The sequence below is a fragment of the Stenotrophomonas sp. NA06056 genome, assembly GCF_013364355.1.
Lineage (GTDB): Bacteria > Pseudomonadota > Gammaproteobacteria > Xanthomonadales > Xanthomonadaceae > Stenotrophomonas.
The window spans coordinates 1,591,038-1,614,150 of the sequence record NZ_CP054931.1 but is presented as its reverse complement, the minus strand read 5'-3'; the positions used below and the strand labels follow the sequence as shown (position 1 = coordinate 1,614,150).

At 67.1% G+C, this 23,113-nt stretch carries 21 protein-coding genes; 12 read left to right on the top strand and 9 right to left on the bottom strand.

Annotated features, from left to right (window positions below):
* The first annotated feature begins 15 nt into the window (after positions 1-15).
* Together HUT07_RS07075 and HUT07_RS07070 are read left to right on the top strand one after the other, a co-directional pair.
* Entirely contained in the window at positions 16-603 is a 588-nt protein-coding gene (locus tag HUT07_RS07075; RefSeq protein WP_100460395.1) for an NAD(P)H-dependent oxidoreductase, read from the top strand.
* A 136-nt stretch (positions 604-739) separates the two neighbouring features.
* Positions 740-1,090, top strand: a complete 351-nt coding sequence (locus HUT07_RS07070; RefSeq protein ID WP_176020331.1) for a ligand-binding protein SH3 — start codon at positions 740-742, stop codon at positions 1,088-1,090.
* 525 nt (positions 1,091-1,615) lie between these two features.
* On the opposite strand, the gene serS is transcribed toward HUT07_RS07070, so the two are convergent.
* The gene (serS, locus tag HUT07_RS07065; protein ID WP_176020330.1) at positions 1,616-2,896 is read right to left on the bottom strand and encodes a serine--tRNA ligase; all 1,281 of its coding nucleotides are present in this window, start codon (positions 2,894-2,896) and stop codon (positions 1,616-1,618) included.
* Positions 2,897-3,009: 113 nt separating this feature from the next.
* Here serS and HUT07_RS07060 point away from each other — a divergent pair, with 113 nt between their 5' ends.
* Positions 3,010-3,654, top strand: coding sequence for an energy transducer TonB (locus tag HUT07_RS07060; RefSeq protein WP_176020329.1), 645 nt, complete (start codon positions 3,010-3,012; stop codon positions 3,652-3,654).
* Between the two features lie 118 nt (positions 3,655-3,772).
* Complete coding sequence (locus tag HUT07_RS07055; RefSeq protein ID WP_176020328.1) at positions 3,773-4,342, top strand: energy transducer TonB; 570 nt, start codon at positions 3,773-3,775, stop codon at positions 4,340-4,342.
* 136 nt (positions 4,343-4,478) lie between these two features.
* Here the strand turns inward: HUT07_RS07055 and aroA are convergent, their stop codons facing one another.
* From aroA to HUT07_RS07035, 4 genes are all read right to left on the bottom strand, one after another.
* Positions 4,479-5,786: a 3-phosphoshikimate 1-carboxyvinyltransferase gene (gene aroA, locus HUT07_RS07050; RefSeq protein WP_176020327.1), complete on the bottom strand. Its 1,308-nt coding sequence runs from the start codon at positions 5,784-5,786 to the stop codon at positions 4,479-4,481.
* A gap of 79 nt (positions 5,787-5,865) precedes the next feature.
* The gene (pheA, locus tag HUT07_RS07045) at positions 5,866-7,056 is read right to left on the bottom strand and encodes a prephenate dehydratase (protein WP_176020326.1); all 1,191 of its coding nucleotides are present in this window, start codon (positions 7,054-7,056) and stop codon (positions 5,866-5,868) included.
* Positions 7,057-7,107: 51 nt separating this feature from the next.
* Complete coding sequence (serC, locus tag HUT07_RS07040; RefSeq protein ID WP_176020325.1) at positions 7,108-8,193, bottom strand: 3-phosphoserine/phosphohydroxythreonine transaminase; 1,086 nt, start codon at positions 8,191-8,193, stop codon at positions 7,108-7,110.
* A gap of 261 nt (positions 8,194-8,454) precedes the next feature.
* Positions 8,455-9,264 (bottom strand): FHA domain-containing protein, encoded by an 810-nt coding sequence (locus tag HUT07_RS07035; RefSeq protein ID WP_176020324.1) that lies wholly within the window; start codon positions 9,262-9,264, stop codon positions 8,455-8,457.
* 125 nt (positions 9,265-9,389) lie between these two features.
* Between HUT07_RS07035 and HUT07_RS07030 the strand changes: the two genes are divergently transcribed.
* The 3 genes from HUT07_RS07030 to HUT07_RS07020 all read left to right on the top strand — a co-directional run bounded on the left by HUT07_RS07030 (position 9,390) and on the right by HUT07_RS07020 (position 11,498).
* Positions 9,390-9,665 carry a polyhydroxyalkanoic acid system family protein gene (locus HUT07_RS07030; protein WP_176020323.1) on the top strand — a complete coding sequence of 92 codons (276 nt, stop codon included), beginning with the start codon at positions 9,390-9,392 and terminating at the stop codon, positions 9,663-9,665.
* 81 nt (positions 9,666-9,746) lie between these two features.
* Positions 9,747-10,238: a phasin family protein gene (locus HUT07_RS07025; RefSeq protein WP_176020322.1), complete on the top strand. Its 492-nt coding sequence runs from the start codon at positions 9,747-9,749 to the stop codon at positions 10,236-10,238.
* Positions 10,239-10,475: 237 nt separating this feature from the next.
* The gene (locus HUT07_RS07020; protein WP_176020321.1) at positions 10,476-11,498 is read left to right on the top strand and encodes a restriction endonuclease; all 1,023 of its coding nucleotides are present in this window, start codon (positions 10,476-10,478) and stop codon (positions 11,496-11,498) included.
* A gap of 46 nt (positions 11,499-11,544) precedes the next feature.
* Here HUT07_RS07020 and HUT07_RS07015 read toward each other — a convergent pair whose 3' ends face one another.
* From HUT07_RS07015 to HUT07_RS07000, 4 genes are all read right to left on the bottom strand, one after another.
* Positions 11,545-11,937 (bottom strand): type II toxin-antitoxin system HicB family antitoxin, encoded by a 393-nt coding sequence (locus HUT07_RS07015; RefSeq protein ID WP_176020320.1) that lies wholly within the window; start codon positions 11,935-11,937, stop codon positions 11,545-11,547.
* Between the two features lie 9 nt (positions 11,938-11,946).
* Positions 11,947-12,144: a type II toxin-antitoxin system HicA family toxin gene (locus tag HUT07_RS07010; protein ID WP_254898924.1), complete on the bottom strand. Its 198-nt coding sequence runs from the start codon at positions 12,142-12,144 to the stop codon at positions 11,947-11,949.
* Positions 12,145-12,215: 71 nt separating this feature from the next.
* The gene (gene hutC / locus HUT07_RS07005) at positions 12,216-12,944 is read right to left on the bottom strand and encodes a histidine utilization repressor (RefSeq protein WP_176020319.1); all 729 of its coding nucleotides are present in this window, start codon (positions 12,942-12,944) and stop codon (positions 12,216-12,218) included.
* Positions 12,945-12,972: 28 nt separating this feature from the next.
* Positions 12,973-14,343 (bottom strand): formimidoylglutamate deiminase, encoded by a 1,371-nt coding sequence (locus HUT07_RS07000; RefSeq protein ID WP_176020318.1) that lies wholly within the window; start codon positions 14,341-14,343, stop codon positions 12,973-12,975.
* A gap of 67 nt (positions 14,344-14,410) precedes the next feature.
* Between HUT07_RS07000 and hutI the strand changes: the two genes are divergently transcribed.
* The 5 genes from hutI (at position 14,411) to HUT07_RS06975 (ending at position 23,094) form a co-directional block, all read left to right on the top strand.
* Positions 14,411-15,634, top strand: a complete 1,224-nt coding sequence (hutI, locus tag HUT07_RS06995; RefSeq protein ID WP_176020317.1) for an imidazolonepropionase — start codon at positions 14,411-14,413, stop codon at positions 15,632-15,634.
* The gene (gene hutH / locus HUT07_RS06990) at positions 15,631-17,172 is read left to right on the top strand and encodes a histidine ammonia-lyase (protein ID WP_176020316.1); all 1,542 of its coding nucleotides are present in this window, start codon (positions 15,631-15,633) and stop codon (positions 17,170-17,172) included. Before hutI ends, hutH begins: the two co-directional genes overlap by 4 nt.
* Positions 17,169-18,023: an N-formylglutamate deformylase gene (hutG, locus tag HUT07_RS06985; protein ID WP_176020315.1), complete on the top strand. Its 855-nt coding sequence runs from the start codon at positions 17,169-17,171 to the stop codon at positions 18,021-18,023. Before hutH ends, hutG begins: the two co-directional genes overlap by 4 nt.
* Positions 18,020-19,687, top strand: a complete 1,668-nt coding sequence (gene hutU / locus HUT07_RS06980) for a urocanate hydratase (RefSeq protein ID WP_176020314.1) — start codon at positions 18,020-18,022, stop codon at positions 19,685-19,687. Before hutG ends, hutU begins: the two co-directional genes overlap by 4 nt.
* Positions 19,688-19,956: 269 nt before the next feature.
* The gene (locus HUT07_RS06975) at positions 19,957-23,094 is read left to right on the top strand and encodes an autotransporter domain-containing protein (protein ID WP_176020313.1); all 3,138 of its coding nucleotides are present in this window, start codon (positions 19,957-19,959) and stop codon (positions 23,092-23,094) included.
* Positions 23,095-23,113: the final 19 nt, after the last annotated feature.

Below are 23,113 nucleotides of genomic sequence, written 5' to 3'. Positions count from 1 at the left end.
AACATAGGTACTGCCATGAAGCTTCTGCACATCGACGCCAGCGTGCTTGGCGACAACTCCGTCTCCCGCCACCTGACCGCCGCCGTGGTGGCCCAGTTCAAGCAGCAGATCGACGGCCTGCAGGTTGATTATCGCGATCTTGACGCCAATCCGGTACCGCATCTGCGCAGTGGTTCGCTGGCCAAGACCGACGCCGCTGAAGCGGCCGATGCTGAACAGGTGCTCGAGCAGTTCCTCGCGGCTGACATCGTGGTGATCGGCGCGCCGATGTACAACTTCAGCGTGCCCTCCACCCTGAAGGCCTGGATCGACCGCGTGGCGGTGGCTGGGCGCACCTTCAAGTACACCGAGAACGGCCCGGTGGGCCTGGCCGGTGGCAAGCGGGTGATCGTGGTCAGCAGCCGTGGCGGCATCTACACCGATTCGCCGGCGGACTTCCAGGAGCCCTTCCTGCGCCAGACGTTCGCCTTCTGGGGCATCAACGACATCGAGTTCGTGCGTGCCGAGGGCATCGCCTATTCACCGCAGCATCGCGAAGACGCGATTGCCGGTGCACTGGCAGCGCTGCCGTCGCATGAAACGGCGGAAGTGGCTGCGGCGTAACGCGTTCCAGCGTTCGGCGCCTCTCTCCCTCGTCTGGGCGCTGAACGCGGGCCGGGATTCCCTCCCCCATCCCGGCCCACCCTACCCTGGCGGCCCTGCTTCTTGCAGGGCCGTCTTTTTTTGCCACCATGGTGCGATGAACTACATCGTGACGGCTGCGCACCGCAGCGAATTCCCACACCCGATCACCCTGCTCCGTGGACAGGCACTGGTGGTAGGCGAGCGTTATGAGGGGCCCGAGGGCTGGGACGATTGGTTTCTGTGCGAGGCCAAGGGGCAGCAGCCGGGGTTCGTGCCGGCGCCAGTGATCGGTCGCGATGCGCAGGGTGGCGCATTCGCCACGGAGGACTACTGCGCGCGGGAACTGGATGTGGACCCGGGCCAGCCATTGCGCGGCGTGCGCACGCTCAATGGTTGGGCGTGGTGTGTGCCGGAGAATGGGGAGGCGGGTTGGGTGCCGCTGGAGAAGCTGCGCGTTGCGGGTTGATGGATTGCGCTATCCACGCATGGCGTGGATCTACTGTAGAGCCCCAAACGTCCCGCACGGCGGATCCAAGTCCCCGGCGCCGGGATGCCACACCGCATCGGTAGATCCACGCCATGCGTGGATGCCGCACCGCGTCGGTAGATCCTCGCCATGCGTGGATGCCGCACCGCGTCGGTAGATCCTCGCCATGCGTGGATGCCGCACCGCGTCGGTAGATCCTCGCCATGCGTGGATGCCGCACCGCGTCGGTAGATCCTCGCCATGCGTGGATGCCGCACCGCGTCGGTAGATCCACGCCATGCGTGGATGCCGCACCGCGTCGGTAGATCCTCGCCATGCGTGGATGCCGCACCGCGTCGGTAGATCCTCGCCATGCGTGGATGCCGCACCGCGTCGGTAGATCCTCGCCATGCGTGGATGCCGCACCGCGTCGGTAGATCCTCGCCATGCGTGGATGCCGCACCGCGTCGGTAGATCCTCGCCATGCGTGGATGGGGTGCCATGCAAGCATGGCACCCACCAGATTCAACCGATGGTTTCGATACCGCCCATGTACGGGCGCAGGGCCTCGGGCACGGTGATGCTGCCATCGGCGTTCTGGTAGTTCTCCATCACTGCGATCATCGCGCGGCCGACGGCCACGCCCGAACCGTTCAGCGTGTGCGCCAGCTCCGGCTTGCCAGTGGCCGGGTTGCGCCAGCGGGCCTGCATGCGACGGGCCTGGAAGTCGCCACAGTTCGAGCACGAGGAAATCTCGCGGTAGGTGTCCTGCGACGGCAGCCAGACTTCCAGGTCGTAGGTCTTGATGGCCGAGAAGCCCATGTCGCCGGTGCACAGCAGCACCTTGCGGTACGGCAGACCCAGCTTTTCCAGCACCACTTCGGCACAACGGGTCATGCGCTGGTGCTCGGCGTCGCTGTCTTCCGGGCGGCAGATCGAGACCAGCTCGACCTTCTCGAACTGGTGCTGGCGGATCATGCCGCGCACGTCACGACCACCGCTGCCGGCTTCGGAACGGAAGCACAGCGAGTGGGCGGTCATGCGCAGCGGCAGGCGCTCGGCGTCGAGGATCTCGTCTCGGGCGATGTTGGTCAGCGAGATCTCCGAGGTCGAGATCAGGTAACGCTTCTGCTCACCCAGCTGGGTGATGAACATGTCTTCTTCGAACTTGGGCAGCTGACCGGTGCCGTACAGGCTGTCAGCATTGACGATCACCGGTACGTTGGTTTCCTGGTACTCGTGCTCGCCGCTGTGCAGGTCGAGCATGAATTGGGCCAGGGCACGGTGCAGGCGCGCGATCGGGCCACGCAGCACGGTGAAGCGCGAACCGGACAGCTTGGCGGCGGTTTCGCCGTCCAGCCACTTGTTGCGTGCGCCCAGTTCGACGTGGTCGAGCACCTTGAAATCGAACTGGCGCGGGGTACCCCAGCGCGACTGCTCGACGTTCTCGCTCTCGTCGGCACCGGCCGGCACGTCATCGGCCGGAAGGTTCGGGATGCCCATCGAGATCGTGTCGATCTTCTCGCGCAGCTCGTCCAGGGCCACTTCCGAGGCCTTCAGCTCATCGGCGAAGGCGGCCACCTCGGCCATGATGGCCGAAACGTCCTCACCCTTGGCCTTGGCCTGGCCGATGGCCTTGGAGCGACTGTTGCGCAGGCTCTGCAGCTCCTGGGTACGCACCTGGATGCGCTTGCGATCCGCCTCCAGTGACTCCAGGGCAGACACGTCGAGCTCGAAGCCGCGGCTGGTGCGCAGGCGTTCGGCGAGGTCGGCGGGCTGGTGGCGGAGCAGGGCTGGATCAAGCATGGCGGGCGTCGTGGTGGGTAACAGGAACGGGATTATCGCCTGTTATACGGATTTCTGCCGCCCGGTTCATTCCGGGCGTGGCAGAATCGAGGCATTCCGTACTGGTCTGGTCCATGTCTGCTCCCCGTCCGTCGCCTGCCAAGTCGTTCACCGTGCATATCCCGCGCAACGCCCTGAAGATCGCTGGCATCGCCTTCGGCGTGGGCATCCTGCTGTTCGTGCTGGTCTGGCTGACCGGACGCGACAAGGAATTCTTCCGCGCCGACCCGGCCGCACAGACCCCACAGGAAACCGCGCAGGTGGAACCGCTGCCCGAGCCGCTGGCCGCGGCCGCAGGTTCCAGCGACATGCCCGATGCCAAGCCGGTCCCGGTGCCTGACGCAGAAGATGCGCCGAAGCTGGTGGAAACCGCCCCGCCGCCGCCCCCAGCCACGGTTGAAGCGGCGCCGGCCACGCCGGGTACTGCGGCACCGGCAACCGCCAATGCGCAGCCGATGCCGATTGCCGGCCAGTCACCGCCGCCGGCCTACCCGGCCGCTGCCCTGCGCCGCGGCGAGGCGGGCAGCGTGGTGGTACGGGTGGACGTGGACGCCACCGGCTATCCGAACAACGTGACGGTGATCCAGCGCAGCGGCTCGCGTGAACTGGACCGCGCGGCAACCGATGCCGTGCGCCGCTGGCGCTTCAGCCCAGCGGTCAGCAATGGCCAACCGGTGCCGGGCAGCATTGAAGTGCCGTTCGATTTCAAGCCTCAGTAACTGAACGCTTCCCGGCAGAAAAACTGAACCTTGCAGGTCGCGTTGACGCAACGCTGACACGCTGCGACGCCGCCCCGGGCAACACTCTGGGCGTCGTTACTGACGCGAGGAGTTTGCGATGACTGCCACCACCCACGAAAACCTCCATTCCCCGCAACTGCAGCAGGATGGGGCGCTTGAGCCGCGCTCGACCTCTCCCTGGCTGTGGTTGGCCCTGATCGTGGCGATGTTCGCAGCCGCACTGGTCTGGCTGCGCTTTTCCAATCATGACGAAGCTGCGCCTGCGCCGGTAAGCGAGCGCTTGCTGCCGGCCACCGAAACGCCGGTTGCCACCACGCCTGCCGCCGCGACGCGCCAGGCCGCGCCCGCGCAGAGCGAGCGCAAGGCCGCTCCGGCCGTACGCAACCGCGAGGCGCGTCCGCTGGCCAGCAATACCAAGCCGAGTTACCCGGCCGCTGCGCTGCGTAGTGGCGTGCAGGGCAGCGTGGTTGCGAGCTTGAACGTGGATACCCGCGGCAACGTGACCGATGCGGCGATCGTGTCGCGCAGCGGCGAACGCAGCCGTGACCTGGACCGCGCCGTGTTGAACACGGTGCAGGGCTGGAAGTTCGAGCCGGCCGTGCACCAGGGCCGCGCCGTGGCCAGCGTGGTGCGGGTGCCGGTGGATTTCCGTACCGAGCAGCGTTGATCGCGGACGAGGGGTTCGTGATGTTTCGACGGAGGCTTCGGCCTCCGTTTTTTTATGGGGAGAAGCGTGCCGACCAAGGTCGGCACCTACCGGGCGATGTGATCCGCCGGGCGTGGCCCGGCGGTTGCGACGCCGATCAGGCCAGGTTGAAGCCCGCGCTGCGGGCCAGTCCATCGAAGTCCGGGAACGACGTTACGACGTTGGCGATGTCGTTGACACGCACTTCGCCATGGCTGATCTGGCCAGCAATGGCGAAGGCCATCGCAATACGATGGTCGCCGTGGCTTTCGATGGTGCCGCTGCCCAGCGCTACGCCGCCGTGCAGGGTGGCGCCGTCTTCGGTTTCATCCACCTGCATGCCCAGTGCGCGCAGGCCGGTCGCCATCGCCGCCAGACGATCGGATTCCTTCACCCGCAGCTCGGCGGCGCCGGTCACCACGGTTTGGCCTTCGGCAGCGGCAGCGGCAACGAACAACGCCGGGAATTCGTCGATCATGTCCGGCACCAGCTCCTCCGGAATCCGCGCACCCTTCAGCGGCGCGTAGCGCACCACCAGGTCGGCCACCGGTTCGCCGCCCTGCTCTGCCGGATTCTCTTCGGTGATGTCCGCGCCCATCAGGCGCAGCGCGTGCAGCAGGCCGGTACGGCGCGGATTGAGGCCGACCTGCTTCAGCCGCAGCTCGGAACCGGGAATGATGCTGGCCGCGACCAGGAAGAACGCGGCCGAGGAGAAGTCGGCCGGTACCACGATGTCGGTCGCGCGCAAGCGCTGGCCGCCACGCAGGCGCGCCTTGCCCGGCGAGAATTCGATGTCCACGCCGAACGCGGACAGCATGCGCTCGGTGTAGTCACGGGTCGGGTGCGGTTCGGTCACGCTGGTCTCGCCATGCGCGTACAGGCCGGCCAACAGCACCGCAGATTTGATCTGCGCGCTGGCCACCGGCGAGGCAAAGTCGATGCCGTGCAGCGACTGCCCGCCATGCACGTGCAGCGGCGGCGTGCCGTCTTCCTCGGTGTCGATCTTCGCGCCCATCTGCGACAGTGGGCCGGTGACACGGCGCATCGGGCGGCCGGACAGTGATTCGTCGCCGATCAGCGTGCAGTCGAACGCCTGGCCCGCCAGCAGGCCGGCCAGCAGGCGCATGCCGGTACCGGCGTTGCCGCAATCCAGCGGTGCGCTGGGTGCCTGCAGGCCGTCGATCCCGACGCCATGCACGATGCGCTGCGACGGGCTGGGCGTTTCGATGCGCACGCCGAGCTGGCTGAAGATGCGCGCCGTGGCGCGGGTGTCTTCACCTTCCAGGAAGCCTTCGATATGCGAGGTGCCATCAGCCAGCGCGGCGAACATCACCGAACGGTGCGAGACCGACTTGTCGCCGGGAATGGTCAGGCTGCCCTGCAGCGGCTGGCCCTTGCGGGCGATCCAGTGTTGCGCGTTGCTCATCGTTCGATCATTCCGTAAACACCGGCAGCGCCGGCGATGCATCAGGGGGCGGCGGCCATGGCCACCGCAACAGCAGCACTCAGGGCACGGCGACCGGATAGGAGCCAAGCACCTTGATCTGCGCCGAGTGCGCTTCCAGTTCGGCCAATGCGGCCTGCATCGGTGCGTCGTCGATGTGGCCGGCCAGGTCGATGAAGAAGCCGTATTCCCACTTGCCGTGGTGCGAGGGTCGCGACTCGATGCGGTTCATGCTGATGCCATGGCGCGCGAACGGGCTGAGCACGTCGAACAGCGCGCCGGGCTTGTCATGGATGAACACCAGCACCGAGGTACGGTCGTGGCCGGAGGTCGGGAAGATGTTGCGGCCCACCACCAGGAAACGGGTGGTGTTGTCGGCATCGTTCTGGATCGGCTTGGTGACCACCTTCTTCAGGCCGTACACGTGGCCGGCGCTCTCGCCGCCAATGGCCGCGGCATCATCGGCATTGCGTGCACGGCGCGCGCCTTCGGCGTTGCTGGCCACCGGGATCTTCTCGGCCTTGGGCAGGTTGGCGCGCATCCATGCCGAGGTCTGCATGAACGACTGCGGATGGCCGTAGACGCGTTCGATGTCCTCGATGCGACCACTGCGCGACATCAGGTACTGCTGCACGCGCAGTTCCACTTCGCCGCAGATCTTCAGGTTGGAGGTCAGGAACATGTCCAGGGTGATCTGGATGGTGCCCTGCCCCGAGTTCTCCACCGGCACCACGCCGAAGTCGGCATTGCCGGCTTCCACTTCCTGGAACACTTCTTCGATGCTGGCCATCGGCAGGCCCAGTGCCGAGCGGCCGAAGTGCTTGAGCACAGCCTGCTGGCTGAAGGTGCCTTCCGGGCCGAGGTAGCCGATCTTCAGCGGCTCCTGCTGGGCCAGGCAGGCCGACATGATTTCGCGGTAGACATGCACCAGCACTTCGTCGCTGAGCGGGCCTTCGTTACGGTCCACCACCATGCGCAGCACCTGCGCTTCGCGCTCGGGGCGGTAGTAATCGACGGCGGCGGCGAGCTTGCCCTTGGCCTTGCCGACCTGGTGGGCGAAGTTGGCGCGCTCGGCGATCAGGCTCTGGATGTCACGGTCGATCTGGTCGATCTTCGAACGCACATCGGCCAGCGCCAGTGGCGCCAGGGTGGGTACTGCGGTTGCCTTCGACTTGCCCTTGGGCTTGGAGGTGGCGCTGTCCTTGGCCGGTTCGGCCTTCTTCGACGCCTTCTTGCTGGGTTTGCTTGCCATCGGAATTCCTTGTTGCGGGGCGCGCACCCGACGATGCGCGCCGTTCATTGCTCAGCCGTGACGCTGCTGGAAATCGGCCATGAAGGCGACCAGCGCCTCAGCTCCGGCCAGCGGCATGGCGTTGTAAAGCGAGGCGCGGATGCCACCCACCACCTTGTGGCCCTTCAGCGCCAGCAGGCCGGCGGCCTTGGCATCGGCGACGAAGCGTGCATCGAGATCGGTATTGGGCAGGAAGAACGGGATGTTCATCCGCGAGCGCGCCGAATGCGCGACTTCGTTGCGGTAGAACCCGCCGGACGCGTCGATGGCGCCATACACCAGCGCGGCCTTGGCGGCGTTGCGCTTGGCGAACTCGACCACACCGCCTTCGGCCAGCATCCACTTGAACACCAGGCCGGCCAGGTACCAGTTCCAGGTAGGCGGCGTGTTGAGCATGGAATCGCGGGCGACATGCGAGCGATAGTCGAAGATGTCCGCGCGCGGCTGGCCACTGCGCTCCAGCAGGTCGCGACGGATGATCATCACCGCGATGCCGACCGGACCCAGGTTCTTCTGCGCACCGGCGTAAATGACGCCGTAGCGGCGTACATCCAGCGGCTCGCTGGCGATGGACGAACTGAAATCGGCCACCAGCGGCACGTTGCCGGTCTCGGGCACATCACGGAACTCGACGCCGTGGATGGTCTCGTTGGCGGTGATGTGCACGTAAGCGGCATCGGGCGAGAGCTGCCAACTGCTGCGCTCGGGCAGTGCGCGGTAGCCGTTGGCCTCGCTGCTGGCGGCGATGTTGACGTCCACATAAGGACCGGCCTGCTTGACCGCAGTCTTTCCCCAGTGGCCGCTGACCACGTAGTCGGCACGCTGTCCGGGGCTGGCGAAGTTGAGCGGGATCAACGCCTGCTGGGTAGTGGCGCCACCGGGCAGGAACAGCACCGCATAGTCTTCGGGGATGTCGAGCAGGCGACGCAGGTCTGCCTCGGCTTCGGCGGCCACGGACATGAATTCCGGTCCGCGATGGCTCATTTCCACGATGGAGGCACCGCTACCGTGCCAGTCCAGCATTTCCGCCTGCGCCTGGCGCAGGACCGATTCCGGCAACGTTGCAGGGCCGGCACTGAAGTTGAACGCGCGCGTCATGGCACACCTGTGGGGCAAGACCCCTAGTATGCCGCACTGCACCAGCCTTGCGGCCTTGTGGCGCAAGGGAAATTTGGTTTCATTGGAATCCATTTCGCCGCGCCGGGGGAGGCTGATGTCCTGGTACCCGCCAACCTTGGTTGGCGTACGCCGGAAGGCGTCATGAGCGCGGAGGGAATGTGCCAACCACGGCTGGCACCTGCCAGAGCAGGGCACGTCGCGCGTCAGGGGTAGCGCCGGGCCATATCCGGCGAACGCAGATCAGCGCGCGCCGAACCAGAGCAGCAGGCTGAGCACCGCGGCCAAGAGCAACGCACTGCCCAGCAGCCACGGCCAGCGACGGACCCGACGCGGGGCGACCGGCACCACCGGCGCCTGCTCGGCTTCGTCGCTTTCTTCGTCATCGGCCAGCGGCGGGCGCCGACGCGGGTCATGCGGTACCTCCAGCACGAACCGGTGCTGGCCATCGAACACGACCTGGTCGCCGGCCTGCAGCCAGCAGTGGCGCACGGCGACGCCGTTGACCCGGGTGCCATCGGCACTCCCCAGATCACGCAGCAATACCCGCTCGCCGTGTACTTCCACTCGCGCGTGCTGGTCGGCGAAGGCGGGCTCGTCGATCTCGATGTCGACATCGCTGCCACGGCCGATCACCCGCGCGCGCGACAGGGGGTAACTGCGGCCATGATGCAGGCCACCCACACCGCGCAGCAGGCGCTGCTCGTCACCGTTGCCTTCGACGCTGGCTGCCGGTGCCGGTGCCTGCAACAAGGTGTCGACCTCGCCCTGCAGGACCATCTCCACACCGTCCACGTAGACCGCGTCACCCGCCCGCAGCAGGGCCATGCGCCGTACCGGGCGACCATTCACATGGATGCCGCGGATACCGTTGCCGACCTGCAGCCAAAGGCCGCGATCATCCATGCAGAACTGCGCAAGCAGCAGCGCGCCATTGCCGGCATCACCCAGGCGTACGCTGCCGTTTGCCTGGCGCACGATGCGCTGCACCCCGGGCCGCAGGGGCTGGTCGGGCTGTTGTTGTTGACTGAAGTGAACTAGCAGGTTCTGCACGCGGCGCAGCCTAGCAGGTTGGCCGCCCACGAAGAAGAACCTGCGATGAGCGCTTGGCGTGGGCGCTGTCGATGCGCACAATGCTCGCCCTCTCAATTGATCCCCGCCCTGCGCCAGGAGCCTGCATGTCCACCATCGATGTCCGCCACGCCCACAGCCTGCCCGACACCCAGGCACGTGAAGCGATCGAACAGGTTGCCGCCAAGCTGGGCGAACGCTTCGGCCTGAAATCCTCGTGGGCTGCAGACGTGTTGAACTTCTCCGGCAGTGGCGTGGACGGTGCGATCGAACTGCAGCCGGGCGCAGTGCGGGTAACGGCCAAGCTGGGCTTCCTGCTGTCGGCGATGAAGGGCATGGTCGAAAGCGAGATCCAGCGTGTGCTGAAGGAAAAGCTGGGCTGAACCTGCGCTGCGGCCATCACGGCCCAGCAACGTCGGCGCGCGCTACTCTCGGGGGCAGGCCCAACTCCCCCGGGGAATGCGATGAACCGTTACGAGAATGATGACCGCCGCGACGACGATGCCGGCTTCGGCGACCAGGCAGAGCGCTTTTCGCGCAGGCTGAGCGATTCGGCACAGCAGGTCTGGCTGGCCGGGCTGGGCGCCCTGGGGCGCGCGCAGGCAGAGGGAGGCCGCTTCTTCGATGGCCTGGTGAAGGAAGGCGAAGCCTGGGAGGCCCGCCGCCGTGAGCGCAACGGCGAGCAGGAGCCGGGCTGGCGCGACAACGTCGAACACTCCCTGGACGAAGCCCGCGAGAGGGCCTCCGGCACCTGGGACAAGGTCAACAAGGCGTTCGACGACCAGGTCCAGGGCGTGCTCAAGCGCCTGCACGTGCCGACCGCCGATCAAGTGACCGCACTGGAAGCGCGCATCGATGCCCTGACCGCCCGCTTGGCCAAGCTGGAACATCGCGCTGCTACCGATGTCGATGCACCCTCGCCAGGCAGCCACCAGTCGCCGGGCAGCACGCCCTGAACCGACTTTGTTGCAACGCAATAAATTTTCGTTGACAATCGCGTAGAACCCGCCAATCGCTTCGGCTGCCGTTTGTTCCCTCCCCTCACGGCTTCAGGATTGGCGGGTTTTTCGTGTCTGGCGCGTGCGGATCTGCGGGCTGCATCACGCTTGTTGTCGGGGATACCCTGACGCAATCGACCGGTCGGCCCTTTACACTGTGGGCTTCCGTTTTCGCCCCTTCCGTCGTCGCCCTGCATGCTTCCCTGGATTCTGGCCCTGCTGTCGGCCCTGTTTACCTGTGCCCTGGCCACCGTCTACCTCTGGTGGTTCAAGCGCCGACGTACCGAAATGCAACTGGGCCTGCAGGCCTTGGCGGGCATGCACTGGCGCGAGTTCTCGACCCTGATCAAGCGCATGCTGCGCGAGCAGCGCGGCCTGCGCGAGCTGCAGGACCCGAACGAGGAAAGCCGTGAGCCGAGCAGCGACTTCCTGCTCAGCGATGGCCCGAACACCTGGCGGGTGTCGTGCAAGCACGGCCTGGCCTACCGCATCGGCACCGCTGCGGTGAACGAACTGGGCGCTGCCGCGCGACTGGCGGGCGCCAAGGGCGGCATGTTGATCACTGAAGGCCGGGTTGAGCGTGATGGCCTGGCCGCTGCTGAGAAGCAGGCGGTGGAAGTGATCGATGGTCCGCGCCTGTGGCCGCTGCTGCAGCCCTACCTGCCAACCGATGTTGACACCCGCGTGCGCGCCATCGCCCGCCATGAAGCGCTGCGCCGCATCGCCATCGCCGCACTGGCTTCAGTGACGCTGGGCCTGCTGGTCGGGCTTGGCCTGCAAGGCCTGCGCAGCGAGAAGGCGGAGCCAACGCCGGCACCCATCATCGCACCCGTCGTGCCCCCGGCTGCACAGCCCCTGCCGACGCCCGAAGGGCCGGACAAGGCCGCAGACGCACCTGCCACCGTGGCCGCCGCGCCCGCGCCCGCGCCGAAAAACTCGGACGACGCGCGCAGCAATCCCAACCCCGACGCTGCCACGCTGGACCGTTACCAGGCTGAACTGGCCCGCGCGCTGGCCGGGCAATCCGGCATCGCCAGCGGTGTTTGGCTGACCCGGCAGACGCTGGCCATCAACCGTACCGGCGAGCTGGAAACGGTGTGGCCACGCGTGTGCCAGGAAGTGCTGCGCTACCCCGCCCTGCGCAACGTACGTGTGCAGCTCAACGCCCGCCCCGGCGTGGATGAGCCGGTGCGCTGGCGGCAGTGCGCGACGTATTGATGGGATGAGGGGTCTCGCGCCGGGCACAAGCTCGGCCGCCGCGTCGTCAGCCCTGTGCCGCCAGATGCGCGATGTAACTTGAGCGCGACTCGCCTGCCGCCTTGGCCTGCGCATCCAGGCGCGCAAGGATGCGGCGCGGCAGGCTGATATTGACCCGCTCGATGGTGTCGTCCAGCAAAGAAGGATCGATGCAGATGTAAGCGAGGATCCACGCTGTTGTTTCATCGGCCTCGGCAACAACCTTCTGCGGCGATGAAGGGCGCGGAATCGGGCGGCCTGCATCCAACGCGGCATCGATCCATCCCAGTGCCGCCTCCTCAGCAGACGTCAACGCATCGTCAAGCGTGTCGGCAGCCGAGAAGCAGCCGGGCAGATCCGGCACGATCACGCTCCACGCGGTACGTTCATCGCCGGCCTCGATCAAGACTGGATATCGCATGAGGGCTTCCTACGTCAGTCCCGCAAGCTTCCGCAATGCCTGTACCAACCCTTTTCCCAGATCCTTTTTGGGATGCGGAACGGTGATGATGTGAGGCCGGTGCGGATGCACGAATACATGATGGGATCCGCGGATACGGCGGCAGGACCAGCCCGCCGCTTCCAGCTCCCGGATAAGGTCCCCGCTCTTGATGCAGGAACCATACACATCGTACACACGCAACGACAGAGCGCAAGACGACAGCGCCGGTACCGCCTCGGAGAACGGTGTCTTCGCCCCTATCGCGCGCCCGGCGCGAAGCGGGCGACCAGATCCCAGGCATCCCCCAGGAACATCTGACGCACGCGGGTGATCGGCTGTTCGCCGCGCCAGGTCAGGCGCTCGATCACCAGGCAGGCGGTACCGGGCTTCACGTCCAGCAGCTTGGCGGTGGACGCGTCGGCGCCCCAGGCGCTGATGCGGTGCTGGGCGCGTGTCCACGACACGTTCTGCAGCAGCCAGCTGCCCGGTGCGGTGGTACTGAAGTCCACTTCCAGCACCTCGGGCACGCCGACCGGGCTGATCAAGCGATGCTCCAGCGCCAGCGGCCGGCCGTCGGCCAGATGCAGGCAGCGCATCGCCAGCAGCTGTTCACTGCCGGCCAGTTCCACTTCACCGACATTGGCTGACTCGGCCAGGCGCAGTTCGCGCTGCAGCAGGCGGTAGCCGTACTGATGCCCGCGCGAACCAACCTCCATCGCGATGTCCGGGATTTCCAGCGCCACCTGCTCCAGGTGCGGTGGCTGCCGAGCAACAAAAGAACCCGCTCGTCGGCGGCGCTCGATCATGCCGCTCTCGGCCAGCGCCGTCAGCACCTTGTTCACCGTCATCCGCGAGCAACCGTACTGCTCCATCAGCTCGTGCTCGTACGGAATACGGAAGCCCGGCGCCCACTCCCCGCTGAGGATGCGGCTTTCCAGGTCGCTGCGGATGCGCTGGTTGAGCGTGGCGGACTTGCTGGCCTTCACGTAGTGGGGTCTCGATGGTGGGAGGCGATCAGCCCAGCACGCCACGCAGGGCAGCGGCGAAGGCGGTGGTGATCGCCTCGCGCTGCACGTGGCGGCCGTCGGCCACGCACTGGCGGCCATGGCGCCAGACCGATCGCAGCGCGCCATTACGTGCGGCGAACACCCAGCTGTCAAGCCATGCGTCACCGTGTCGCGCCTGCAACGCGGGGTGCGCAGCATCCAGTTCAACCATGTCAGCGCTGGCACCCACCTGCAGGCCGGCAGCCACGCCAAGCGCCTGTGCACCGCCCTGCAGCGCCCCTTCAAACAGGAAGCGCCCGGTGCTGCGGCCGGCATCCGGGGCCAGCACGTTGCGACCGCGCAGGGTCAGGCGCTGGCCGTATTCCAGCAGGCGCAGTTCTTCTGCGGCATCGATCAGCACATTGGAATCGGAGCCGACGCCGAAGCGCCCACCCTCGCGCGCAAACGCTTGCATCGGGAACAGGCCGTCGCCCAGGTTGGCTTCGGTAATCGGACACAGGCCGGCCACGGCTTTGCTGGCGACCATCTGCGCACGCTCGTCGTCGGTGATGTGGGTGGCGTGCACCAGGCACCAACGCGCATCGACCGGGGCATGTTCGTACAGCCACTGCACCGGGCGCCTGCCACTCCACGCCAGGCAGGCCTCGACCTCGCGCACCTGCTCGGCGATATGGATATGAACCGGGCCGTCGGTCAGCGGCAGCAGCGCGCTCAGCTCGTCGCCGGTCACCGCGCGCAGGCTGTGCGGGGCAATGCCGAGCACCGCATCGGGCAGCGTGGTCAGCGCGGTGCGGGCGCCATCGAGCAGCTGCGCGAACCCGTCCACGTCGTGAATCAGGCGGCGCTGTGCCGGGTTCGGCGGCGCGCCACCGAAATCGGCGTGTGCGTAGAACACCGGCAGCAGGGTCAGGCCGATGCCAGTCTGCTCGGCCGCCGCGGCAATCTGCACGCTCATTTCGGCGCGGTTGGCGTAGGGGCGGCCATCGGCATCGTGGTGCAGGTAGTGGAATTCGCCGACGCGGGTGAAGCCGCTTTCCAGCATCTCCATGTAGGCCTGGGCGGCGATGGCCTGCACTGCGTCCGGACGCAGATGGGCCAGGAAGCGGTACATCAGTTCGCGCCAGCTCCAGAAGCTGTCACCGTCGCCGCCCCCGATCTCGGTCAGCCCCGCCATGCCGCGCTGGAAGGCGTGGCTGTGCAGGTTCGGCAGGCCCGGCACCAGGATGCCCACGCGGGTATCGCCATCCTGCGCCGCCTGCCCGCGCGTGATCGCGGCGATGCGCCCCTCCTGCACCTGCAGGCGGACATCGGCGGCCCAGCCGTCAGCCAGCAAGGCGTGGGCGGCATGGAAGGAGTGCGGGGAACGCGAATCGGACATGGCTGGACAACCCGAATTGGACGCCTATATTGTATAGACATATAAGCACAGCCGCGTTGTGGATGCCATGCACGTCGATACCCTCTGGTCCAACGTCCACCTGATGACCCTCGATGGCGAGGGGTTGGGTGTCCTTCGCGATGCAGTACTGGCCGCCACCGATGGCCGCATCGTGCATGTCGGCCCCGCCGGCAGCGATGCCCACCTGCAGCCGACCACCCGCATCGACGGCGAAGGCCGCTGGGTGTCGCCGGGGCTGATCGACTGCCACACCCACCTGGTCTACGCCGGCAACCGCGCCAACGAATTCGAGCAGCGCCTGCAGGGCGTGAGCTATGCCGAGATCGCCCGTGCCGGCGGCGGCATTGTCTCCACGGTACGCGCTACCCGCGCTGCCTCGCCAGAGCAGTTGGCACACGAGAGCCGCCCTCGCCTGCTGGCGATGCGCGCCGAAGGCGTGACCACCATCGAGATCAAATCCGGCTACGGCCTGACCCTGCAGGACGAGCGCAAGCAGCTGCAGGTGGCCCGTGCGCTGGGCGAAGAATGCCGGGTGAACGTGGTGCCGACCTTCTTGGGGGCACACGCGGTTCCGCCGGGCCGCGAGGCACAGGAATACACCGACGAGGTGTGCGAGGTGATGATCCCCGCCATCGCTGCCGAAGGCCTGGCCGAGGCCGTGGACATCTTCTGCGAGAACATCGCGTTTTCGCCGGCACAGGCCCGTCAGGTCTTCGAAGCAGCGCGCGCGCACGGGCTGGCGATCAAGATCCATGCCGAACAGTTGAGCAACCAGCATGGTGCCGAACTGGCGGCCGGCTTCGGTGCGCTGTCGGCTGACCACATCGAGCATCTGGACGACGCCGGCATTGCCGCGATGGCCGCCGCCGGTACCGTCGCCGTGCTGCTGCCCGGCGCGTTCTATTTCACCCGCGACACCAGCCTGCCGCCGATCGCTGCGCTGCGCGCGGCCGGCGTGCCGCTGGCGCTGGCCACCGACAGCAACCCGGGCACCTCGCCGCTGACCAGCCCGCTGCTGGCGATGAACTTGGGCGCCACCCTGTTCCGCCTGACCGTGGACGAATGCATCGCCGGCTTCACTCGCGAAGCGGCGCGCGCGCTGGGCCATGGCGAACGCATCGGCCGCCTCGCCGTCGGTATGGACTGCGACCTGGCGATCTGGGACATCGACGCGCCCGCCGACCTGGTCTATCGCATTGGATTCAACCCGCTGCACGCGCGCGTACTGCGCGGACAGCCCGACCTGCCTGTCTCCTGGAGCAACACATGAGCAACACCCTGGTTCTTCGCCCCGGCCATGTCACCCTTGCCCAGTGGCGGCAGGTCTATCGCGGTGCGCCGCTGTCGCTAGATCCGGCCGCGTTGCCGGCGGTGCGCGCGAGCGCCGCAACGGTGGCCGCCATCGTCGCCAAGGGCGCGCCGGTGTATGGCATCAACACCGGTTTCGGCAAGCTGGCCAGCGTGCGCATCGAGCGCGAGGACCTGGCCACCCTGCAGCGGAATATCGTGCTTTCGCACGCCGCGGGGGTGGGCGAGCCGATGCCGGCGAATGTAGTGCGGCTGATGATGGCGTTGAAGCTGGTCAGCCTGGCCCAGGGTGCTTCCGGCGTACGCGAAGAAACGCTGTTGCTGCTGGAAGCGATGCTGGTGAAGGGCGTGCTGCCGGTGGTGCCGGCACAGGGATCGGTCGGTGCTTCGGGCGACCTCGCGCCGCTCTCGCACCTGGCCAGCGTGATGATCGGCGTAGGCGAGGCCTTCGTTGGCGATGAGCGCCTGCCCGCCGCGGAAGCACTGGCACGTGCCGGCCTGCAGCCGGTGGAACTGGGCGCGAAGGAAGGCCTGGCCCTGCTCAACGGCACCCAGTTCTCCACCGCCTACGCACTGGCCGGTCTGTTTGAAATCGAAACCGTGTTCCAGGCCGCACTGGTCACCGGCGCGCTGTCAGTGGAAGCAGCCAAGGGCTCGGACACGCCGTTCGATCCGCGCATCCATGCCCTGCGTGGCCAGCGCGGGCAGATCGCCACCGCTGCCGCCCTGCGTACGCTGATGCTGGACTCGGGCATCCGCGAATCGCACCGCGACAACGACGTGCGCGTGCAGGACCCGTACTGCCTGCGCTGCCAACCGCAGGTGATGGGCGCGGCGCTGGACATCCTGCGCCAGGCTGCGACCACGCTGGAAATCGAAGCCAATGGCGTGTCCGACAATCCGCTGGTGTTCACCGATACCGGTGAGGCGCTGTCCGGCGGCAACTTCCACGCCGAGCCGGTGGCCTTTGCCGCCGACATGCTGGCGATGGCGGTGTGCGAGATCGGCTCGATCAGCGAGCGCCGCCTGGCGATGCTGGTGGACCCGGCACTGTCCGGCCTGCCCGCGTTCCTGACCCCGCGACCGGGCCTGAATTCCGGCTTCATGATTCCGCAGGTGACCGCTGCGGCGCTGGTTTCGGAAAACAAGCAGCGCGCCTACCCGGCCAGCGTCGATTCGATCCCGACATCGGCCAACCAGGAAGACCATGTGTCGATGGCCGCGCATGGCGCACGCCGGCTGATGCAGATGGCCGAGAACGCGGCCAACGTGATCGGCATCGAGCTGCTGGCTGCCGCGCAGGGCTGCGATTTCCATGCGCCGCTGCGCTCCAGTGCCGCGCTGGAATCCGTGCGCGCCACCCTGCGCGCGCAGGTGCCGACGCTGGAAGAAGACCGCTACTTCCATCCGGACATGGTGACCGCCACGAACCTGGTGCGCAGCGGCGCGCTGGCACAGGGCTTGGATGAGCTGCTGCCAACCGTGGAACCGCAGGTATGAATACCCATCCCGAATGGCTGACGGTACACGAGGGCGACGCCCCCCTCATCGTCAGCTTCCCGCATACCGGCAGCGAGCTGCCGCATGACCTGATCGGCGATTACCACTCGCCGTGGCTGGCGCGTCGCGATGCCGACTGGTGGGTGCATGAGCTGTATGACTTCGTACGTGGCATGGGTGCGACCACGGTGCGCTCAGCGATCTCGCGTTCGGTGATCGACCTCAATCGCGATCCCAGCGGCGTGTCGCTGTACCCGGGCCAGAACACCACCGGCCTGTGCCCGCTGACCACCTTCGACAACCAGCCGCTCTATCACGCTGGACGCGAGCCGGATGAAGCCGAGATTGCTCGGCGCCGCGACACGTATTTCCTGCCCTACCACGATGCGCTGGCCGCACAGATCACCCGCCTGCGCGCGCAGCACGGTACGGTGGTGGTGTACGACGCGCATTCGATCCGCTCGCATATTCCGCACCTGTTCGATGGCGAGCTGCCGCAGTTCAACCTCGGCACTGCCGGACCGTCCGGTGCACCGGACACGTCGTGCGACAACGCACTGAGTGATGTGGTGGAAAACCTGCTGAAGATCAGCGGCATGAGCCACGTGCGCAACGGCCGCTTCAAGGGTGGCTGGATCACCCGCCACTACAGCAACGTCGCCGGCGGCGTGCACAGCCTGCAGATGGAACTGGCCTGCCGCGGCTACATGCACGAGCCCCTGCCCGACCAGGTGGACGAGCACAGCTGGCCCACCCCGCTCGACCCCGACCACGCCGCACCGCTGCGCCACACCCTGGCGCAGGTGCTCAATGCCTGCCTTGAATTCGCTACGAACCGGAGCGCCGCATGACCCGCAACGACCCGTCCCGCACCATCACCGCACCGACCGGCACCACGCTGAACGCCAAGAGCTGGCTGACCGAAGCGCCGTTGCGCATGCTGATGAACAACCTGCACCCGGACGTGGCCGAGCGGCCGCAGGAACTGGTGGTGTACGGGGGCATCGGCCGCGCCGCGCGCGACTGGGAAAGCTTTGACGCCATCGTCGAAACGCTCAAGCGCCTGGACGATGACCAGACCCTGCTGGTGCAGTCGGGCAAGCCGGTGGGCGTGTTCCGCACCCATGCCGATGCACCGCGCGTGCTGATCGCCAATTCCAACCTGGTGCCGCGCTGGGCCAACTGGGACCACTTCAACGAACTGGATAAGAAGGGCCTGGCGATGTACGGCCAGATGACCGCCGGCAGCTGGATCTACATCGGCGCGCAGGGCATCGTGCAGGGCACCTACGAAACCTTCGTGGAAATGGGCCGCCAGCACTTCGGTGGCGACCTGACCGGCAAGTGGCTGTTCACCGGCGGCCTCGGTGGCATGGGCGGCGCACAGCCGCTGGCCGCCGTGATGGCCGGTGCTTCCTGCCTGGCCGTCGAGTGCCGCAAAAGCAGCATCGACATGCGCCTGCGCACCGGCTACCTGGACACCTGGACCGACAACCTGGACGAAGCGCTGCGGTTGATCGACGAATCGTGCAAGGCTGGCACCCCGAAGTCGGTGGGCCTGCTGGGCAATGTGGCGGACGTGCTGGCCGAACTGCTCAAGCGCGGCGTGAAGCCGGACCTGCTGACCGACCAGACCTCCGCGCATGACCCGGTGAACGGCTACCTGCCGCAGGGCTGGACGGTCGAGCAATGGGACGACAAGCGCGTGTCTGCGCCGAAGGAAGTGGAGAAGGCTGCGCGCGCGTCGATGGCCAACCACATCCGCGCCATGCTCGGCTTCCACGCGCTGGGCGTGCCCACCGTGGACTACGGCAACAACCTGCGGCAGATGGCGCTGGAAGAAGGCGTGGCCAACGCGTTCGACTTCCCCGGCTTCGTACCGGCGTATATCCGTCCGCTGTTCTGCCGCGGCATCGGCCCGTTCCGCTGGGCGGCGCTGAGTGGCGACCCGGAAGACATCGCCAAGACCGATGCCAAGGTAAAGGAACTGATTCCGGACAACCCGCACCTGCATCGCTGGCTGGACATGGCCGCCGAGAAGATCAAGTTCCAGGGCCTGCCGGCGCGCATCTGCTGGGTCGGCTTGGGCGACCGTGATCGCCTGGGCCTGGCCTTCAACGAGATGGTCGCCAACGGCGAACTGAAAGCGCCGGTGGTGATCGGCCGCGACCATCTGGATTCTGGCAGCGTGGCTTCGCCGAACCGCGAAACCGAAGCGATGGCCGATGGTTCCGATGCGGTCTCCGACTGGCCGCTGCTGAACGCCCTGCTCAACACCGCCAGTGGCGCGACCTGGGTGTCGCTGCATCACGGCGGCGGCGTGGGCATGGGCTTCTCGCAGCACGCCGGCATGGTGATCGTCTGCGACGGCACCGAGGCGGCAGCAAAGCGTATTGCACGCGTGCTGTGGAATGACCCGGCCACCGGCGTGATGCGCCATGCCGATGCGGGTTATGAGATCGCGATTGAGTGCGCGAAGGAAAAGGGATTGGATCTGCCAGGAATTCTTGGCTGATGCGGGGTTGCCGGCCTGAGGCCGGCACTTCCGGAACATGTGGTAGTGCCGGCCGCTGGCCGGCACCTCCCTGCGACGCAACCCCGCCGTCGGTCGGTACCGCGCTGCTGCCGCCGATAATGTGACCAACCTCGCGTATGGCGGGCGTTTGGGTATGATGCACTCGGCCCGCCCCACGCAGGCCAGGGGAAACATCGATCACAGCGGATGTTGTCGACACGCAGGGGGCGCGTTGTCCGATGCGGCGGCGGTCCGCACCAGGGGGATACATGTTCGGATTCTTCGAACGGAACGGCGCAGGCGCGCTGGGCCGCAAGTCAGTCGTGGTGCCGTTGCTGGCGCTGGTGTTCCTGATCCTGTGCAGTCTGGCACCAGCCAGCAGCCAGGCGGCCGTGCCCGATGCGCCAACCGTCACCAGCGTAAGCACGTCAGGCGGCAGCGCGGCCACACCCGCCTCGGTAGTCGTGGGCTTCAGCGCACCGGGCAACACAGGGGGAAGCCAGATCCTCGATTACACCGTCACTTCCAGTCCCGAGGGCCTGATCGCGACCGGTGCCGCCAGTCCGATAACGGTCAACGGCCTGACCCGCGGCACCACCTACACCTTCACCGTCACCGCACGCAATGCCGATGGCGATAGTCCGGCATCGATGCCCTCGCCCCCAATCACACCGCAGATCACGCAGTACATCACCTTCAACAATCCCGGTTCGCTGAACTTCGGCACCACTACACCGCTGGTCGCAAGCAGCACGTCCGGCCTGCCGGTGCAACTGGACTCACAGACGGTGAACATCTGCGACATCGTCAATGGCAACCAGTTGCGTGCCAAAGCTCCTGGCAGCTGCACGGTCGTTGCACGCCAGGCAGGCAACGGCACATATCACCCTGCCATGGATGTGACGCAGTCATTCCAGATCACCATTCCCGGCGGCGCGGTGACCATTGCCACCACGTCACTGCCCAGTCCGACGCGTGGCGTGCCGTATTCGCAGACCCTGATCGCACAGGGCGGCGCGCAGCCGTACACCTTCACCATCACCGGCGGCGCGCTGCCCAACGGGCTGGTACTGAACCCTGCCGGGTTGATCAGCGGCACAACCACGGGGTCCGGCACCTACCCCTTCACCGTGCAGGTTCAAGACCAGGCCGGGCAGACCGCTACCCGGACTTTCGTTCTCAACATCATCACTCCGTCCTTCGTGTTCACTCCGCTCACCCTGTCCAACGGGCAGGTCGGCGCGGCCTACCCATCGACGACGCTGAGCGTGACCGGTGGCATCAACCCGTACAGCTTCGCCATCACCGGCGGCAGCCTGCCCGCCGGCCTGGTGTTGTCGACGACCGGTGTACTGTCCGGCACGCCGACAAGCGCAGGCCCGGCTACTTTCACCGTCACAGCGACCGACAGTTTCGGCGCAACCGGCCAGCAGGCCTACACCATCAACCTGGCCCAACCGGTACCGATCGCGGTGGACGATGCGGCTACCGTCGCCGCCAACGGCAGCGTCACGCTGGATGTGACCGGCAATGACAGCGGGCCGATCAGCCAGCTCGCGATCACCCAGGCGCCCGCCCACGGCAGCGCCGTGGTCGCAGGCACTCGGATCACCTACACGCCGACGCAGAACTACTTCGGCACCGACACGCTGCAGTACACCGCGACCGGTCCGGGCGGCACCTCCACGCCGGCCACGGTGACCGTGACCGTCAGCGCAGGGCCAGCGCCGGTAGCCGCCACACAGACCGCCACCGTGCTGGCGGGCACGACCGTCACCCTCAAGGCCGCCGACGGTGCCAGCAATGGCCCCTTCACCGCAGCCGCCATCGTCACTGCGCCTGCCACCGGCAGCGTGCAGGTGCAGGGCACCGATCTGCGCTACACCGCTGCGGCCGATTTCAACGGTGTGGTCACCTTCGATTACACCCTTAGCAACGCCTTTGGCGCCTCGCAGCCGGCGCGGGTAACCCTGACCGTCAACCCGGCCCCGGTGGTTGCCGCGGTGGCGGCCAGTGCACTGGCCGGACAGAGCGTGCAGATCAACCTCAGCCGCACCGCCCGCGGTGGGCCCTTCACCGCAGCCAATGTGCTGTCGGTCGCGCCGGCCACGGCGGGCAGCGCACGCGTGCAGTCCACGCCGGACGGCTACGTGCTGAGCTTCGAAGCCGCTTCCTCCTTCGGCGGTACCGCACTGATCAGCTACACGCTGAGCAATGCCTACGCGACCTCGGCCGCCGGCACGGTCACCGTCACCGTGACCCCGCGCAGCGACCCCAGCCAGGACGCGGAGGTGCGAGGCATCCTGTCGGCGCAGGCCGACGCCACCCGACGCATGGCGCTGGGCCAGATCAACAACTTCCAGCGCCGCCTGGAGCAACTGCACAGCGGCGACGGCACCGGTTTCAGCAACGGCATCACCCTGGGCTCGGCCCGTGCCGCACGCCAGCCGGCCCGCAACACGATGCCCCAGGATCTGCAGGACGCCAGCCGCCGCTATCTGCTGCAGGCCGATGCGCAATCACCGGCCACGCCGTTCGCAGCCGGCCTGCCGCCCGATGGCCTGCTCGGCGAATGGTCGCTATGGACCGGCGGCGCACTGAACTTCGGCACGGCAGGCGGTGGCGGACGTGACAGCGGCACCGACTTCACCACCTCCGGGCTGAGCTTGGGCGCGGACCGCGCCATCAGCGGCCAACTGTCGGTGGGCGGTGGCATCGGCTACGGCCATGACAGTTCGGATATCGGCAACAAGGGCAGCCGCAGCACGGTGGACAGCTACAGCGCCGCGTTGTACGCCAGCTACCGGCCTTCCGATGCGGTGTTCATCGATGCGTTGCTGGGCTACCAGTGGCTGTCGCTGGATTCACGCCGCCATGTAACCGACAGCGGCGGCCAGGTGCAGGGCAGCCGCGATGGCACGCAGTGGTTCGGCTCGCTGTCCACTGGCTACCGCTTCATCGGCAAGGCACTGGTGTTCACACCCTACGCGCGGCTGGATGCGGCACGTGCACGGCTGGATGGCTTCACCGAACAGGGCGACGCGGTGTACGTGCTGGCCTACCAGGCGCAGACGGTGACCTTGTCCACCGCCACCGTGGGTGCGCTGGCACGCTGGGCCATCAAGCGCGACGAGGCGGTGTGGTCGCCGCAACTGCGCGCCGAATTCGGCCATGACCTGCAGGGCGCGCAGGACGCGCGGCTGGGTTACGCCGATCTGCCCGGCGGCCCGTTGTACCGCACCACGTTGTATGGGCAGTCACGCAACCATGGCCTGCTCGGCGCGGGTATCGGCCTGCGTACGGCCAGCGACTGGATGCTGCGCGCCGAGTACCAGGTGCGCCTGGACAACAGCAGCGGCAACGACCAGTCGGTGCTGCTGGGCGTGGAGAAGGCGTTCGGTCGCTGACCCGCGGCCGGCATCGCAC

Excerpts from the sequence above, each read along its gene's own strand:
- HUT07_RS07075 (WP_100460395.1), top strand. The coding sequence starts at position 16 with ATGAAGCTTCTGCACATCGACGCCAGCGTGCTTGGCGACAACTCCGTC.
- HUT07_RS07070 (WP_176020331.1), top strand. The coding sequence starts at position 740 with ATGAACTACATCGTGACGGCTGCGCACCGCAGCGAATTCCCACACCCG.
- serS (WP_176020330.1), bottom strand. The coding sequence starts at position 2,896 with ATGCTTGATCCAGCCCTGCTCCGCCACCAGCCCGCCGACCTCGCCGAA.
- HUT07_RS07060 (WP_176020329.1), top strand. The coding sequence starts at position 3,010 with ATGTCTGCTCCCCGTCCGTCGCCTGCCAAGTCGTTCACCGTGCATATC.
- HUT07_RS07055 (WP_176020328.1), top strand. The coding sequence starts at position 3,773 with ATGACTGCCACCACCCACGAAAACCTCCATTCCCCGCAACTGCAGCAG.
- aroA (WP_176020327.1), bottom strand. The coding sequence starts at position 5,786 with ATGAGCAACGCGCAACACTGGATCGCCCGCAAGGGCCAGCCGCTGCAG.
- pheA (WP_176020326.1), bottom strand. The coding sequence starts at position 7,056 with ATGGCAAGCAAACCCAGCAAGAAGGCGTCGAAGAAGGCCGAACCGGCC.
- serC (WP_176020325.1), bottom strand. The coding sequence starts at position 8,193 with ATGACGCGCGCGTTCAACTTCAGTGCCGGCCCTGCAACGTTGCCGGAA.
- HUT07_RS07030 (WP_176020323.1), top strand. The coding sequence starts at position 9,390 with ATGTCCACCATCGATGTCCGCCACGCCCACAGCCTGCCCGACACCCAG.
- HUT07_RS07025 (WP_176020322.1), top strand. The coding sequence starts at position 9,747 with ATGAACCGTTACGAGAATGATGACCGCCGCGACGACGATGCCGGCTTC.
- HUT07_RS07020 (WP_176020321.1), top strand. The coding sequence starts at position 10,476 with ATGCTTCCCTGGATTCTGGCCCTGCTGTCGGCCCTGTTTACCTGTGCC.
- HUT07_RS07015 (WP_176020320.1), bottom strand. The coding sequence starts at position 11,937 with ATGCGATATCCAGTCTTGATCGAGGCCGGCGATGAACGTACCGCGTGG.
- HUT07_RS07000 (WP_176020318.1), bottom strand. The coding sequence starts at position 14,343 with ATGTCCGATTCGCGTTCCCCGCACTCCTTCCATGCCGCCCACGCCTTG.
- hutI (WP_176020317.1), top strand. The coding sequence starts at position 14,411 with ATGCACGTCGATACCCTCTGGTCCAACGTCCACCTGATGACCCTCGAT.
- hutH (WP_176020316.1), top strand. The coding sequence starts at position 15,631 with ATGAGCAACACCCTGGTTCTTCGCCCCGGCCATGTCACCCTTGCCCAG.
- hutG (WP_176020315.1), top strand. The coding sequence starts at position 17,169 with ATGAATACCCATCCCGAATGGCTGACGGTACACGAGGGCGACGCCCCC.
- hutU (WP_176020314.1), top strand. The coding sequence starts at position 18,020 with ATGACCCGCAACGACCCGTCCCGCACCATCACCGCACCGACCGGCACC.
- HUT07_RS06975 (WP_176020313.1), top strand. The coding sequence starts at position 19,957 with ATGTTCGGATTCTTCGAACGGAACGGCGCAGGCGCGCTGGGCCGCAAG.